The organism is Microbacterium sp. KUDC0406 (assembly GCF_021582875.1).
Classification (GTDB): domain Bacteria; phylum Actinomycetota; class Actinomycetes; order Actinomycetales; family Microbacteriaceae; genus Microbacterium.
Window position 1 is genome coordinate 1,652,659 of sequence record NZ_CP091138.1, and the last position, 15,183, is coordinate 1,667,841.

Annotated in this window: 12 protein-coding genes and 2 pseudogenes; all 14 read right to left on the bottom strand. The window is 68.9% G+C overall.

What is annotated here, in order from left to right; all coding sequences use genetic code 11:
• Positions 1-3: 3 nt before the first annotated feature.
• A pseudogene (locus tag L2X99_RS18530) lies at positions 4-204 on the bottom strand (cytidylyltransferase domain-containing protein); the annotation flags it as partial.
• Positions 201-629 carry a sugar phosphate nucleotidyltransferase gene (locus L2X99_RS17855; protein WP_329608151.1) on the bottom strand — a complete coding sequence of 143 codons (429 nt, stop codon included), beginning with the start codon at positions 627-629 and terminating at the stop codon, positions 201-203. The gene L2X99_RS17855 and the pseudogene L2X99_RS18530, both read right to left, overlap by 4 nt.
• Positions 529-1,245, bottom strand: coding sequence for a sugar phosphate nucleotidyltransferase (locus L2X99_RS08335; protein ID WP_268928566.1), 717 nt, complete (start codon positions 1,243-1,245; stop codon positions 529-531). Before L2X99_RS08335 ends, L2X99_RS17855 begins: the two co-directional genes overlap by 101 nt.
• A complete protein-coding gene (locus L2X99_RS08340; protein ID WP_236124100.1) occupies positions 1,242-1,886 on the bottom strand; it encodes an acetyltransferase in 645 nt (214 codons plus the stop codon). The genes L2X99_RS08335 and L2X99_RS08340 overlap by 4 nt, the downstream gene beginning before the upstream one ends.
• Complete coding sequence (locus tag L2X99_RS08345) at positions 1,879-2,976, bottom strand: N-acetylneuraminate synthase family protein (RefSeq protein WP_236124098.1); 1,098 nt, start codon at positions 2,974-2,976, stop codon at positions 1,879-1,881. The genes L2X99_RS08340 and L2X99_RS08345 overlap by 8 nt, the downstream gene beginning before the upstream one ends.
• Entirely contained in the window at positions 2,966-4,135 is a 1,170-nt protein-coding gene (gene neuC / locus L2X99_RS08350) for a UDP-N-acetylglucosamine 2-epimerase (protein ID WP_236135847.1), read from the bottom strand. The genes L2X99_RS08345 and neuC overlap by 11 nt, the downstream gene beginning before the upstream one ends.
• Complete coding sequence (locus L2X99_RS18240; protein ID WP_329608176.1) at positions 4,132-6,282, bottom strand: LegC family aminotransferase; 2,151 nt, start codon at positions 6,280-6,282, stop codon at positions 4,132-4,134. Before L2X99_RS18240 ends, neuC begins: the two co-directional genes overlap by 4 nt.
• Before the next feature lie 50 nt (positions 6,283-6,332).
• The gene (locus tag L2X99_RS08365; RefSeq protein ID WP_236135849.1) at positions 6,333-9,344 is read right to left on the bottom strand and encodes an LGFP repeat-containing protein; all 3,012 of its coding nucleotides are present in this window, start codon (positions 9,342-9,344) and stop codon (positions 6,333-6,335) included.
• An 88-nt stretch (positions 9,345-9,432) separates the two neighbouring features.
• Positions 9,433-10,506 carry a glycosyltransferase gene (locus L2X99_RS08370; protein WP_236124091.1) on the bottom strand — a complete coding sequence of 358 codons (1,074 nt, stop codon included), beginning with the start codon at positions 10,504-10,506 and terminating at the stop codon, positions 9,433-9,435.
• A 71-nt stretch (positions 10,507-10,577) separates the two neighbouring features.
• A complete protein-coding gene (locus L2X99_RS08375) occupies positions 10,578-12,035 on the bottom strand; it encodes an LCP family protein (protein WP_236135850.1) in 1,458 nt (485 codons plus the stop codon).
• Positions 12,032-12,498 (bottom strand): annotated as a pseudogene (gene purE, locus L2X99_RS08380) (5-(carboxyamino)imidazole ribonucleotide mutase). Before purE ends, L2X99_RS08375 begins: the two are co-directional and overlap by 4 nt.
• A gap of 95 nt (positions 12,499-12,593) precedes the next feature.
• Positions 12,594-13,709, bottom strand: coding sequence for a 5-(carboxyamino)imidazole ribonucleotide synthase (locus L2X99_RS08385; RefSeq protein WP_236124089.1), 1,116 nt, complete (start codon positions 13,707-13,709; stop codon positions 12,594-12,596).
• Positions 13,710-13,743: 34 nt separating this feature from the next.
• Positions 13,744-14,316, bottom strand: a complete 573-nt coding sequence (locus tag L2X99_RS08390) for a PH domain-containing protein (RefSeq protein ID WP_236124088.1) — start codon at positions 14,314-14,316, stop codon at positions 13,744-13,746.
• A 51-nt stretch (positions 14,317-14,367) separates the two neighbouring features.
• Entirely contained in the window at positions 14,368-15,117 is a 750-nt protein-coding gene (locus tag L2X99_RS08395) for a biotin--[acetyl-CoA-carboxylase] ligase (RefSeq protein ID WP_236124086.1), read from the bottom strand.
• Positions 15,118-15,183 lie beyond the last annotated feature (66 nt).

The window sequence follows — 15,183 nt, forward strand, 5'->3', positions numbered from 1 at the left end:
GCTTACCACGCCGGTCGCCCCGAACGTCGGCGCGAGCCGCAGAATCTCCTCGGAATCGCTGGAGACGACGATCTCGTCGAAGAGCCCGGTCGCCGCCGCCTGCGCGACCGAGTGCCCGAACATCGGACGCCCGGCCACGACCCGCAGGTTCTTTCCGGGAACACCCTTGGACCCCGCGCGCACGGTGATCGTGCAGATCCTCATCGGCTTCTCCGTTCCCACGCCAGTCTGGCGCGTTCGAGGTCCTCCGGCCGCCCCACGTCGATCCACTCCTCGCGGATCTCATAGGCGGCAACCGGACGATCGGCATCCATCAGTCGCGACAGCAGCGTCGGCATGTCGCAGTATTCGTCCTGCTCGAGCATCTCGAGCGCGGCGGGATCGAGCACGTAGATCCCCGCGCTGACCAGCTCGCTGTGATACGGCTTCTCGGCGAGGCCGGTGACCCGCTCCCCAGCGCGGCGGATCACTCCATAGGGGATCTCGAAGCCGTACTCGCGAGCGCCGATGGTCGCGTCCGCCCCTGCGTCAAGGTGGAATCCGAGCATGCTGCGCAGGTCTACCTGGGTGAGCAGATCCGAGTTCATCACGACGAACGGTGAGCCGATCTCGCCACGCAGCTGCGCCATCGCCCCCGCCGGTACCGAGCGGCATCGGCTCGTGCAGGTAGCTGATCTCCATGCCGTGCGCGCCGCCGTCGCCCAGATGCTCCTCGATGAGGTGCCCCAGATGGTTGACCGAGACATGCACCCGGCGGAAGCCTTGACCGCGGAGCCGCCCGAGGATGATGTCGATCATCGGAGTGTCCCCGAGCGGGACGAGAGGCTTGGGGATGTCTTTGGTGATCGGATAGAGGCGCTGACCACGACCCCCGGCCATGAGGACGACCGGCGTGGGAAGCGGCGTCGCGATGTGCTCCCCCTCCCCCACGACGTCCACGATGCGCCCGTCGTCGACCACGGCGACGACTCGGATGCCGCGTCGTGCCTTCAGATCCTCTACGGCCTCCTGCGTCGCGGTCGGCGGAACTGTCGCGGGGCGGGTGTTCATCACCCTGTCGACGCGGTCCTCGAGAGAGGCGCCGCCCAGCAGCCCGCGCCGGATGTCGCCGTCACTGACCGCGCCGACGAGACGGCCTTCCGAGTTCTCGACGAAGACGACCTGGCGGCGACTGCGGTCGAGTTGCGCCAGCGCATCACGGATGGAGGTGCCCGGGTTCACGGACAGATCTTCGCTCGAGGTCATGCCCGCCCCTTCTTCCCGGATCCGATCTCTCTTGCCGGCACACCGACGACGACCGCCCCACTGGGCACATCGTCGATCACGACGGCTCCGGCTCCGACGACGCTACCGGACCCCACTGTCACCCCCTGGATGACGCGAGCACCGAGACCCACATGTGCACCCGCTCCGATCCGTGTTCCGCCTGCGATGATGGCTCCCGGCGAGACATGAGAGTGGGCGCCGATCAGGGCGTCATGCTCGACGACAGACCCGGAGTTGATCAGCACGTTCTCCTCGACGACCGCCCCCACGTTCACAATCGCGCCGGCCAGGACCTGGACGCCCTCGGCAAGGCGCGCGCCGGAGTCCACGAAAGCGCGCGGATGGACGACTCGCGCGGCGCGGAAGCCGAGCGCGACAGCGCGCTCGTACAGCACGCGTCTGACTGCGGTGGAGGACGTCGAGCCGAGGGCGTTGACGAACAGCACCTCCTCAGGGTCGAAGGTGCTGAGCACGTCGTCATCGCCGAGATACGGGCAGGCCTCGCCGAGGTCACCCGGCTGCGGAGCGAGATGACCGCGGACCGGACGCCCCTCGGCGCGCAGCGCCGCCAGGATGGAGCGCGCGTGGCCCCCACCACCGAGTAGGACCAACTCAGCCATCGATGAGCTCGCCTCGTCGATAGGAGCGGACAGCCGTGCTGCCGACGACCTCCCAGAAGTCGAAGGATGTGCGCCCGGTCGCGGGCCGGAAGCAGACGATGTCGTCCGCCGTGATCACGCCGTTCTCAGCGATGTCGCGCGCGGCGACCAGACTGCGCCGAACGACCTCGCGATTGCCCTCCTCGACGCTCTGAGCCTTCTTCTCAGACGAACCGAGCATGGTCGGCACCCGGCGGAGATCCGCGACGTAGGAGCGCAGCCCGTCCGGGTCGAGCGAGGCCGCATGGTCGGGGCCGTCCGCCGTGACATCGAAGGTGAAGTGCTTCTCGAGGACGGTCGCGCCGAGCCCGACGGCCAGCACGGATGCCAGCGAACCGAGCGAGTGGTCGGAGTACCCGACCCTGTGGCCGAAGGTGTCGGCGATGGTCTGCATGGCGCGCAGATTCAGATGCTCGTCCGCGGCCGGGTACTCGGTGGTGCAGTGCAGGATCGTCACGTGCTCGGCGAATCGGACGTGCTCCTCCCTGGCGGCCCAAGCTCGCTCGAGCGCCCGCTCGGTGAGGCGCTCGGATCGGTCGAGCACGCCGTTCGCCTGTGCGACGCCCGCCGCCAGGAATCGCAGTGCTCTGGCGATCTCGGGCAGATCCGCCATCCCCGTGGACAGGATCACGGGGAGTCCGCTTCGCCCCGCCTTCACCAGCAGCGGTGCGAACGTGAGGTCACCGGAGGCGATCTTCACCAGAGGGATGCCCAGTTCGTCGATGAGGAAGTCGAGCCCGTCGAGGTCGAAGGCCGTCGAGAGGAACCGGATGCCGCGCCGATCGCAGTGCGCCCGCAGCGCACGGAACTCGTCGCGGGAGAGCTCCAGCCCGCGGAGCAGGTCGTGCTGACTGCGCGCGTCCTCATCGGAGAGACGCTGGTAGTCCGCGAGCTGCGCGGATTCCAGCGCGAGGGAGTCCGCGGAGAACGTCTGGAACTTCACTGCGTCGGCTCCGGCCTCGGCTGCGAGGTCTACCAGGTCCCTGGCGATGCCGATTGAGCCGTTGTGGTTGACACCGGCTTCCGCGATCACAAAGGTTTCAGCGTTCATCGTCGTCTCCCTGTTCGAGATCGTGGAAGGTCTTCTTCGGCGGCCGCGGGATCTCCGCGTTGCGCAGAGTGGCGGCCGTACGCGCGGCAAATCCGGGAGCGCCGAACGGGCTGTCGTGATCGGTCACCGGACCGCCGGCTATCCGTCGTCGGAGGGCGTCGGCGATCGCCTCGGCGCTGGGCTCGGGTACTTCGACGCTCGCGGCGATGGGACGCCCCTTCTGGCGGTCGCCGACCAGCACGGAGGGGACACCGAGCACCGGAGCCTCGAGGACAGTGCTCGACGAGTTCCCCGCCACCACGGATGCTGCGCGCATGGCGCTGAGATACGCCCGCTGCCCGAACGACTCGACATAATCGACGCGGTCGGGGTGCTCGGCCACGAACCGTGCGATCCGTTCCCTCACCGCCTCGGTGCCGATGTCTGAGTTCGAGCCCGTGATTACGATGTGCAGCTCATCGACGGCGAGCAGCCCGCCGAGGAGCTCCCCCACGAGCTCGGACGCGGGAGCGACGTCCATGATCGCGGGGTGGAAGGTCACCAGGGCCGTCGGCTCGGGCAGCCGGATGCCGAACTGCTCCTCGACCTCGCGCGGCGGCATTACGTCGAAGGTGTCCAGGATGTCGACGATGGGCGCGCCGTGGAAGAACACCCGCTCCGGATCCTCGCCCAGCTGGATCACCCGGCGACGGTGGTCCGCGGTCGAGGTGAAGTGCAGGTACGCCATCTTGGTGATCGAGTGCCGGAGCGCGTCATCCATCGCGCCTTCGGTGAGCTCCCCGCCGTGGATGTGCGCGATCGGCACCGACAGGATGGTGGCGGCCGCCGCGACGGCGAAGGCCTCCAGCCTGTCGCCGAGCACGACCACGACATCGGGGTCGATCTCCTTCAGCGCCTCTGCATAGCCGGGGAGGGCACGGCCGACGTCCTCCGCTGCGGCTACTGGTGTGTCCGTGCCGGACCAGATCGGCACGGATGCGGCGATGCGGAACCCGTCGCGCTCGATCTCGGCGACCGTGTGTCCGAAGGCGTCGCTGAGGTGAGTACCTGTGACGATCAGGCGGAGATTCAGCTGCGGATCGTCCTCGATCGCCCTGAGCAGGCCGCGCAGCAGCCCGTAGTCCGCACGGGTGCCGGTGACGACGGCGATCGTCCTCATGCCGCGGCCAATGCAGGAGAGCTGGGGATGCATACGACCGAGGCGTGCAGCGCCTCGGCCACCGGCACGTCGGCGTGGGGCAGATGCCGGTACGGCGTCTGCGCGTGCAGAAGGTTCCAGAACGGACGGCATTGGAGACCGGCATCGTTCGCCGACGCGAGGAGCGCATCGCGGCGCGGCCTCCCGCCGGCCAGACGCACCGCGCAGAGCCAGTAGTTGCTCTCCGTTCCGGACGGCTCCGTCAGGAACTCGACGTCCGGCATGTCCGCGAACGCCTCCTGATAGCGCGCGGCCAGACGTCGCTTCTCCATCAGGAACCTCGGCAGCCGCTCGAGCTGGGCCACGCCGAGCGCCGCGTTGAGATTCGGCATCCGGAAGTTGTACGCCACCTCGTCGTGCTCGAACTCCCAGCGGTGGGGCAGTTTGGCGGTCGTGGTGAGATGGCGCGCGCGACGGGCGAGATCCTCGTCGTCGGTCAGGATCATCCCGCCGCCGCCGGTGGTCAGGATCTTGTTGCCGTTGAAGCTGAGGATGCCCAGGCTGCCGAAGGTGCCGGTGTGCACGCCGCCCACCCGGCTGCCGAGGGATTCGGCGGCATCTTCGACCACGGGCACGCCGTAATCCCCCGCAAGGGCCACCAGATCCCCGATGCGCATCGGGTGCCCGAGCGTGTGCATCGGCACGATCGCGCCGATCCTCCGCCCGGTCGCCGCATTGACCAGCCCCTCAGGCGCGGATCGTGCGGACCTCAGCACGTCGGCCACAGACTCGACCGACAGGCCGAGCGTCGTCTGGTCGCTGTCGACGAAGTACGGCTGGGCGCCGGCATGGGAGACGGCGTTCGCCGTCGCCACGAAGGACAGGGTGGGAACGATCACGTCGTCACCGGCCTCGACGCCGGCGAGTTCGAGCGCCACCTGCAGCGCGGATGTGCCGTTGGACACGGCGATCGCGTGTGCGGCTCCAGTGAAGTCGGCGACGCCCTGCTCGAACTCGGTCACGAAGGCGCCGACGCTCGAGACGAACGTCGAATCCAGGCACTCCTGCACACGCTGCTTCTCGAGATCCGTGATGTCCGGCACGTGCAGTCCGATGAACGGCTCGTCGCCCACGACACCGCGGATGGCGCGGACGAAGTCCTCCGGCGTACTCATACGACGTAGGCGTCGGTGCGGTAGCGCGCCAGGTTGACGGGGTCGGTGAACCACTCCGCCGTCGCACGGAGTCCCTCGCGGAACCCGTCGACGCCGTCGAACTTCAGGCTGCCAGCCGAGGACCTCGCGGGCCTTCGTGTTGTCGGAGAAGAGGCGCTCCACTTCGGAGTTCGCCGGCCGCAGGCGGGCAGGGTCCTCCGTTGCCGTCGCGTCGACGCCCATCACCTCGGCGATGAGATCGAAGGTCTGCCCGATGGACACCTCGAAACCGACACCGAGGTTGATCACCTCGCCGACTCCGGCCGTGCTGGTCAGCGCGGTCGTGAAGCCCGAGACGGTGTCCGGCACGTAAGTGAAGTCACGCGTCGGCGTGAGCGCACCGAGCTGGATCTCCCTCTTACCGGCGGCGAGCTGACTCACGATCGTGGGGATCACCGCGCGTGCCGACTGCCGCGGACCGAAGGTGTTGAACGGACGGATCGTGACCGTCGGGAGCCCGAACGAGGCGTTGTAGGCATTGACCATCTGGTCCGCGGCGATCTTCGACGCCGAGTAGGGCGACTGGCCCTGCAGCGGATGCCCCTCATCCATCGGCACGTACCGTGCGGTCCCGTAGACCTCACTGGTCGAGGTGTGGATGAACCGGCTGACACCGGCCGTCCTGGCGGCGTTGAGCAGGTTGAGCGTGCCCTGGATGTTCGTCTGCACGTACAGATCCGGGGCCGCATAGGAGTAGGGGATGGCGATGAGCGCGGCCAGATGCAGCACTGCTTCGCGGTCGCTCACCGCCGACATCATCAGAGCGGGATCACGCACGTCTCCGGGCAGGAACTCGATCTCGCGCGCGACATCGTCCGAGATGCCGTCGAGCCAGCCGCGCGAGTCGAACGAGTTGTAGAGCACGAGTGCTCGCACGTCGTGTCCGTCCCGAACCAGCTGCTCCGCGAGGTGCGATCCGATGAATCCGTCAGCTCCCGTGAGCAGTACTCTCATGCCTCCGAGTCTATCCGACGCCTTTCCTTCCGCCGCGGCGCGGTGCCGCTTCAGCGGTACGTGACGGTGGCGGGCTTGCCCTTCACGTAACTGATCGTGCCCCCTGTGAACTGCTGCGTGCAGGTGCTCGACGTGCAGGTCTCCGCGCCGGTCGGCCAGCCCAGCTTCCCGCGGAGCCATCCGGCCTTGCTGTACGCGGTCATGATCGTCGTCGAGGACGAGAAGGTGCCCTTCGCCGAGGAATGGATCCAGCCGCCTGCGAACTGGCGCGCCATGCCTCCGCCGCGCGGGTCAGCGACGATCTGAACCGCCTTCGAAGCCTTGCCGAGCGCCCCTCGGTCGCCACCCGCTGCCGTGTGCGCCTTGGCGATCGCCGCAGCGGTGACGCCGGTGGCGGCCTGCGCCGCACTCTTTCCGGAGTACGCGATGATCCCGCCACTGAAGGCCTGGGTGCACGAGGCGCCAGTGCAGATCTCGGCGCTTGTGGGCCACCCCAGCGCCCCGCGCACCCATCCGGAACTGCTGTAGGCGGTCATGATGCGATCGGACGTCGTGAACGTACCCTTGTCGGACGAATGGATCCATCCGTTCTCGAACTGCTGTGCAACACCGTTGCCGTTGCTGTCCTTCACGGACTGCTCCGCGGCGACTGGCCATCCCAGATGCCCCCGCAGCCAGCCGGCGGCGCTGTACTCGGTCATGATCCGCGTTGATGACGTGAACGCTCCCGACTTCGAGGCATGGATCCAGCCTTTGGCGAACTTTCGGGCCAGACCGTTGCCGTGGGGGTCCTTCACCACCTGCACCTGCGCCGCAGCAGCGCCCATCGGTCCAGTGCTGCCGCCGCTCGCCTTGTACGCCGTGTCGATCGCCCCCGGAGCAACCCCGGTCAGCACGACCGCGGCCTTGCCCTTCGTGTAGGCGATGACCCCGCCCTGGAACGACTGCGAGCAGTATGTGCCCGAGCAGCTCTCCTTGCTGGTGGGCCAGCCCAGCGATCCTCGCAGCCACCCGGCAGCGCTGTATGCGGTCATGATGGGGGTCGATGAGGAGAAGGTCCCGGCTGCGGATGAGTGGATCCAGCCGCCGGCGAACTTCCGCGCCAGGCCCCCGCCATGCCCGTCAGCGACGATCTGCACCGCGTTCGCGGCCCTGCCCAGGGCGCCCTTGTCGCCGCCGGCGGCTGTGTGCGCCTTCGCGATGGCTGCGGGCGTGACGCCGACCGCCGTCTTCGCCGCATCCTTGCCGGCGAAGCTGATGATTCCGCCTGAGAACGTCTGAGTGCACGACGCGCCCGTGCAGATCTCGGCGCTCGTCGGCCAGCCGAGAGCTCCGCGCACCCAGCCCGCGGCGCTGAACGCCGCCATGATGCGGGCGGAACTGCTGAAGACGCCCTTCGAGGAGGAGTGGATCCACCCGCCTTCGAATGCCTGTGCGGCGCCGTTTCCGTTCGGATCCGTGACCGTCTGTTCGGCCGCAGTCGGCCAGCCCAGGAATCCTCGCAGCCAGCCCGCGTTGCTGTATCCCGTCATGATGGCGGACGACGACGAGAATGTCCCCCTGTCAGATGCGTGGATCCACCCCTTCTGATACTTCTGCGCGAGACCGTCACCATGAGGGTCGTCGACGAGTTGACGATCCGCCGCGCGGGCGCCGAGCTTCCCTGTCGAGCCGCCCTGCTTCGTGTAGAGCGCATCGATCGACTTCGAGGTCGTCTTCGAGACGGCGAACGCCGGCTTGCCGGTGAACGCGCCGATCAGTCCGCCCGCGAAATCCTGCACGCAGGATGCAGCGGTGCAGACTTCTCTGCTGGTCGGCCATCCGAGGTAGCCACGCAGCCAGCCCGCGGCGCTGTACGCCGTCATCGTCCGTGTCGTCGAGGCGAACGTCCCCGCAGCCGACTGGTGGATCCATCCCCTGTCGAACTGCTGGGCGATGCCGTCTCCGTTCGGATCGGTGACCGCCTTGGGCGTCTCCTTCGGGTACCCGAGGCTGCCGCCCAGGCCCCCCTGTGCCACGTACTGCTTGTACACCGGCCCGTAGACCGTCAGCGCGCCGAGCGCCTTCGTCCAGGTGATGATCCCGTTCGCATACGTCACGGTGCAACGCGCCGTGGACGAGGTGCACGCGGGGCTGTTCGTGGCCTTGCCGAGCACACCCGTGGCATTGCCGAGATGTGCGTACAGATCACCGATGTCGTTGAGCGGATTGAGCACCGACGCCGGCTTCTGCGTCGACCCGAACCAGTCCGTGAAGTAGTTGTAGAAGTTGCGGTTGCCGTACGCCGAGCAGGAGTCGCCCGTGCCGTATCCGGCCTTCAGCGCAGCGGCGTTCGGCTGGTAGGGCGTGTAGTAGTAGAGCGCCGACGTCGCCTTGTTGGCGACGTGGACCGGCGACGTGCCGCAGGCCTTGTTCGGGTTGTAGAGGATGTTCCAGGTCTTCCCCGGCGCGTACCAGGCGAAGTACTTCCCCTCCATGTAGATCTGCATCTGCCGCGCGGCGCCGTAGATCTGGTGGAAGAAGCCGACGAACTTCGGGTCGCAGGGAGCGGTGTCCGGGCATCCCTGCCCGAGGGCGGCGCTGTAGCGCCAGTCGCTGGGCCAGGTGTGCGTGACCAGGCCCTGTTCCTTCTGCAGCATCACGATCAGCACCTGGGGATTGATGTTGCAGGCCTGCGACACGCGGTAGATGATGCGTGCGGCGCTCTCGTTGGCCGCCCCCGTGTACCCCTTGCAGTAGGCGTCGGCCGGCCGGGTGACCGATGTCATCCGGAAGTCCTTCAGGCAGGTGTACCCCTTCTGGCAGGTCTTGACCTTGGAGTTGAAGAAGGCCTGGATCTGCGCCTCGGTCATCGTGTTCTTGCTCGTGAACACGGCGTCGCTGATGATGTTCCCCGCCGAGAAGCCCGCCAGAGACGTCTTCGCGGGCCCGTTCACGGGGGCAGCGGATGCCGCGGTCGCCGGCACCAGCACGCTCAGTGCGAGTGCTGCCGCCGCAAGACCTGCGGTGAGGATTCTGCTGATGCGAGGCGCACTGGTGCCCCGTGAAGTCCGGCCCAACATGTGACCAGTGTGACAGAAGTCACCAGTGTGGCGCGACCGGATCTTGATCCACCCGGCGTAGGATCCCCGATCCCCGCCTACAGTTCGGCTACAGTTCGGCGTGCAGCGCCCACGTCCGCTCGGCCGAACTCGCCCAGGAGAACGCCTTCGCGCGGTCCCGTGCGAGCACTCCCAGACGCTTCCCGTCGTCTCCTGCTGCGGCGACCGCGGCATCGACGAACTCGTCCGGAGCGACGACCAGGCCGCCGTCTGCGATCACATCGCGATGCACGCCGCTGTCGACCGCGACGACGGGCGTGCCGAGCAGCATCGTCTCGACCACACGCCACGGCCAGGCATCCAGCGCACTGGTCGCGAGCACGACCGCCGCACCGCCGAGCACCGTCGCGCGGTCCTGGGCGGCGAGCGCGCCGCGCACGTGCACCCGGCGCTCCGGCAGCCCCGCTGCGGACGCGACCTCCACGACAGCGGGTTCCGACCCCTCCGCCGCATCCAGCACGACGGCGTCGAGGCCGGCCGCGATCGCGGCCGAGAAGCCCATCGCGAGAGTGTCCCGATCTCCGAGGAGCACGGCGTATCGTTCGGGCAGCTGCAGCGCAGCGCGACGCGACGCGGCATCCGCGGGCTCGGCGAATCCCTCCGGCGGCGCGCCCGCGATCACCCGGATCCGGTCGCCGAAGGAGGCGAGTTCCGACAGCCGTCCCGCCAGAGCGTGCGAGGGCACGACCACCGCGTCGGCGTGCTTGACGGCCCTGCGCAGCATGCCGCGCTGCCACGCGACGGCTGCCTTCGAAAGCCGCTCGGGTGCATCCCATGCGGCGAGATCCCACAGCGTGACGACGGTCTGATCACCGTCGTGCACCCGGTCGTGACGGACCAGCGGTGCCATCAGCGTCGGTGCGTGGATCAGCCCGCCCCCGACGGCCGGGGCGAAACCGAGCGGCCAGGACGCCGCCAGCTCGCGCCGCCCCATCGAGAGCGTGCGCACGTCCTCCACGCCGACGACCGGCACCTCGGACCCGGACGGAGCGATCGCCGCGACCGCGCATCCGCGTGGTGCTGTGGACACCAGACCGGCGGTGAGATCGAGCGAGGCGGCCGCCTGATCCGGATCCACGACCGTCACCAGCTGATCCAGGACGACACGCAGCAGCACACTCATGAGGCAAGGCTAATCGCGCATACCTGGGAACTCAGTTGGATCGCGTCCAAGTACTCAGCGCGTCCAAGTACTCAGGGGGTGGGTGTCTTCGTCGGCGGATGCAGCGCCTGCTGCACCATCTCGTGAATCTCTCCGAAGTCCGGATGCCGCTCGCTGACGCCGCCTTCGGGGGTCAGCTCGATCGTTGCCACCTTCTGCTTCTTCGCCTTCATGATCAGGTCGAAGAACTCCGGCAGCTTGTCCTTCGGCAGATCCGTGTCGGCCAGCGCCGCTCCCGCATCCGCCACCGCACTGAACCGGGTGACCACGTTCTGCGGGGTGAACTGCTGCAGGATCGCCTCCTGCAGCTGCCGCTGGCGCTTCATGCGGTCGAAGTCACTGGTGGTGTACCGGGAGCGCGCGTACCACTGCGCGGTATCGCCGTTCATGGTCTGCTCACCCGGGTCGATCCAGCCGGTCGCCCACTCCTCGACGGGTTTATTCGTCTTGCCGGGCCCGCCGCCCTTCGGCAGTCGCTTCTCCACGGTGATGTGCACGCCGCCGAGCGCATCGATGAGGTCGGCGAAGCCGTTCATGTCGACGAAGACGTAGTACGGGATCTTGATCCCCAGCACGCCCTCAGCGGCGTCCTTCGTCGCCTCGATCTCCGGCGTCGACCCGTGGGCGGCCGCATCCGGGTACAGTCCCTTGCCCTTGTCGTCGCGGCACACCTGCACAGCGTTCGTGAGCTGGTTGATGCCGGAGCCCCAACCGCAGTTCCGATCGCTGTGCCCCTCGAAGTAGTTGCGGTAGTCGAACCCGACGAGGTCGGGCTTGCGCATCGGGCTGTCCTTCGCGAACGGGACGTTCGGCATGTCGCGCGGAATTCCGAAGATCGTCGCCGCCCCGGTCTCGGCGTTCACCGAGACGACCGAGATGCTGTCGAAGCGCATCGAGTCCCGCCCGTCACCGCTGTCCGCGCCGAGCAGCAGGATGTTGTAGTACCCGTCACTCGGGGGCAGGCTGGGACCGCTGTTGCCGAAGATCGAGCCGATCGCGCCGCGACTCGACGCCGCGATCGTCGAGCCGTACACCGCTCCCCCGGTCGCCAGCGACAGCACCAGGAGCGCGGCGATCGGAGCGGCGAACCGGGTGATCATCGGGAGCCTGACCACGCGCAGCAGCCGGATGGCGTCGACGGTGAGCACCACCCAGAGCACGGCGTAGCCGAGCAGCAGGATCTGCGCGAGCGTCAGCACGAACCAGTTGGTGAAGAGGGTGATCGCGGCGTCGCGCCAGAACAGCGCCAGCCCGGCAGCCAGCACGATCAGCACCCACCCGGCCAGGGTCGCCCCGAGGCCGAACCGGCCCAGGCGGCGGTTCCCGGCGAGGATCTGGGCGGATCCCGGCACCAGGATGTTCATCGCGACGAGCCACCACGCCCGGCGCCCCATGAACGACGGATCCGCCGCCTCGGGGTTGCGCAGCGGACGGGTCTCGATCAGGGGACGGCCCGGCGCGCTGCGCTCACGAGGCGGCGCCAGCGTCACAGCGAGCCCTTCAGCCGCCGGTTCTTCTCCTCGACCTGCGACTCCAGATCACGGGCGTACTCCTCCACCCGGTCGGCCAGAGCGTCGTCGGAGGTGCCGAGGATGCGCGCGGCGAGCAGGCCCGCGTTCTTCGCCCCGCCGATCGAGACGGTCGCGACGGGGATGCCGGCGGGCATCTGCACGATCGACAGCAGCGAGTCCATGCCGTCGAGGTAGGCGAGCGGCACCGGCACGCCGATCACCGGCACGGCGGTCACCGAGGCGAGCATGCCCGGCAGGTGCGCCGCTCCCCGGCTCCGGCGATGATCACCCGGATGCCGCGGCTGCGGGCGTCCCGCCCGTAGGAGACGAGCTTGTCCGGAGTGCGGTGCGCGGAAACCACCTCGACCTCGTGCGGGATCCCGAAATCGCTGAGCGCCTGGGAGGCGTCGCTCATCACGCGCCAGTCGGAGTCCGATCCCATGACGACGCCGACGATCGGACGGCTCGAGGAGTGCAGTGGCTCAGTCACCATCACAGGCTACGGTTCGCGCCTGTGAGAACCTCGCAACGGCGCGCCTACGCGAAGTACGCCGCCGCCGCGCGGGCTGCGTAGACCACGTCGTCGAGATCGTCACCCGTCACGTTCACGTGGCCCACCTTGCGTCCCGGCCGCGAGGCCTTGCCGTACGTGTGGATCTTCGCGTCGGGGTGGGCGGCCATCGCCGCCGGGAAGCGCTCGTCGATCGCTCCCTCTGTCGGGCCGCCGAGGATGTTGACCATCACCGACCACGGCACGCGAGCAGTCGCAGCGCCCAGCGGCAGATCCGCCACTGCGCGCAGGTGCTGCTCGAACTGCCCCGTCACGGCGCCGTCCTGGCTCCAGTGCCCGCTGTTGTGCGGGCGCATCGCGAGCTCGTTGACGAGGAGACGCTCGTCATCGGTCTGGAACAGCTCGACCGCCAGCATCCCGGTGACTCCAAGACCCTCGGCGATCTGCCGGCCGATGCCCTCGGCGACCTGCACCAGCCTGGCCGACGCGTCGGGAGCCGGGGCGATCACCTCGGCGCACACGCCGTCGCGCTGCACGGTCTCCACCACGGGATAGGCCACGATCTCGCCGCCGGGCCGCCGTGCCACCTGCTGCGCGAGCTCACGCGTGAACGACACGAGCTCCTCGACCAGGAGCGCGTCGAAGTCGCCGAACCAGTCCGCGGCCTCGGCCGCACCCGAGACCACCATCACGCCCTTGCCGTCGTATCCGCCACGCGGCGTCTTGACGACGGCGCGGCCGCCGTGGTCGTCCAGGAACGCCTGCAGCTCCGCCGCGTCATGCACGGCCGCCCAGTCGGGCTGCGGCGCACCGAGCTCGGCGAGCTTCGCACGCATGACGAGCTTGTCCTGCGCGTACTGCAGCGCGTCCGGGCCCGGGTGCACCGGCACACCGTCGGCGACCAGCGCGCGGAGCACCTCCTGCGGCACGTGCTCGTGGTCGAACGTGATGACGTCGACGTCGGCGGCGAACGCGCGCACGGTGTCGAGGTCGCGATAGTCGCCGACGCCGGTGGCCGCCAGCTGGGCCGACATCCCCGCGCCCTCGGCCAGCACCCGCAGGTCGAGTCCGAGTTCGACCGCCGGGGCGATCATCATCCGGGCCAGCTGACCTCCACCGATCACACCAATGCGCACTGCCATCCGCGACTCCTTCCGCCGCGTCCATTCTCCCGTATCAGGGAGCCAGCGGCGGACCAGCGGGCGGAGGCGTCCCGAGACCCGACTGCGCATCGCGGTGCGCGAGGATCTGGCTGACCTCGATCTGGTCGGCGAGCGTCTCGTGCACGAGGTTGACGCTGGGCACGTTGACCAGCCGCAGCGGCGCGTCGATGCCGTTGCTGAGCGTGATCGTCCCCGCGCCCCACATCCGCTGCAGCAGGCCTCGATGCACGCCGATCGTGTACCCGCGCGCGTGCGAGACCTCGCGACGTCGGCGCGATCCGAGCCCCTCGCGAACGATCACGCGCCGGTTGGTGATCGTGTAGCTGCGCGAGCGCCACACCAGATACGGCACGATCACGCCGAGCAGCAGCAGCGCACCCGCAGCGGCCAGCAGCATCCAGTTCTGGAAGGTCGGCGGCAGATTGTCGTAGAGGAAGGCCGTCGCACCGAACACCGCGATCAGCAGCAACGCCGACCAGAACAGCCGACGCGCATGCCCGTGGAACCGCGCGATGAGCAGTTCCTCGACAGGGACACCGGGCGGCGGCATCATCGGCCGGCCGCCGAGCGTGACGGGCTGGGACATGGCTCCATTGTGCCCAGCGAAGGCTGACATCCTCCTGCGCGGCCCGGCGTGTCAGATCGCGCGCACGTGCACCACGTCGCCGGCGGAGATCGGATGCTCCGCCCCGTCGGCGTCGACCACCAGGCGCCCGTCCTCGTCGAGACGCGTCGCCACGCCGCGCAGCTCACCCTCAGCGGGGAGCTCGACGCGCACCCGCCGGCCGATCGTCAGACAGCGGGCGGTCACAGCGGCGTGCACGCGCTCGGCGTCCTTCCCGGTGCCCAGCGTCGCGATCCACCCGTTCAGCGCCGACACGTAGTCGGCGACCAGCCGGTCGGTATCGGCCGTCGCGCCCAGCGCCGCGAACGACGTCGCCGTCTCGACGGGCAGCTGGGCGGCGGTCATCGCGGTGTTCACCCCGGAGCCCACGATCACCGCATCGGCCGTCGCCTCGGCGAGGATGCCGCAGATCTTGCGACCGTCGACGAGCACGTCGTTCGGCCACTTCACCCCCACCTCGCGCCCCGGCAACTGGGCGGCGACGGCATCCGCCATCGCGAGTCCGGCGACCAGCGGGATCCAGCCGCGCGACTCGGGGTCCGCGGGAAGGTCGCGGAGCAGCACCGAGATCGCGAGCGCGGAACCGGGCGGCGTCACCCAGGTGCGGTCCAGGCGTCCGCGTCCGGCGGTCTGGTGATCGGTCAGCAGCACGGTCAGGTGCGGCGCTCCGTCGGCGGATGCCCGCAGCTGCGCGTTCGTGGACGGCGACTGCGCGACGATGTCGAGCCGGGCCGCGACCGCGGCCGCACGGGGAAGGTCCATGCTCACACCGCCCGGATGACCGCGCCGCGCAGCGCGGCGGAGTCGATCACGTGGCCGTCGCCGGTC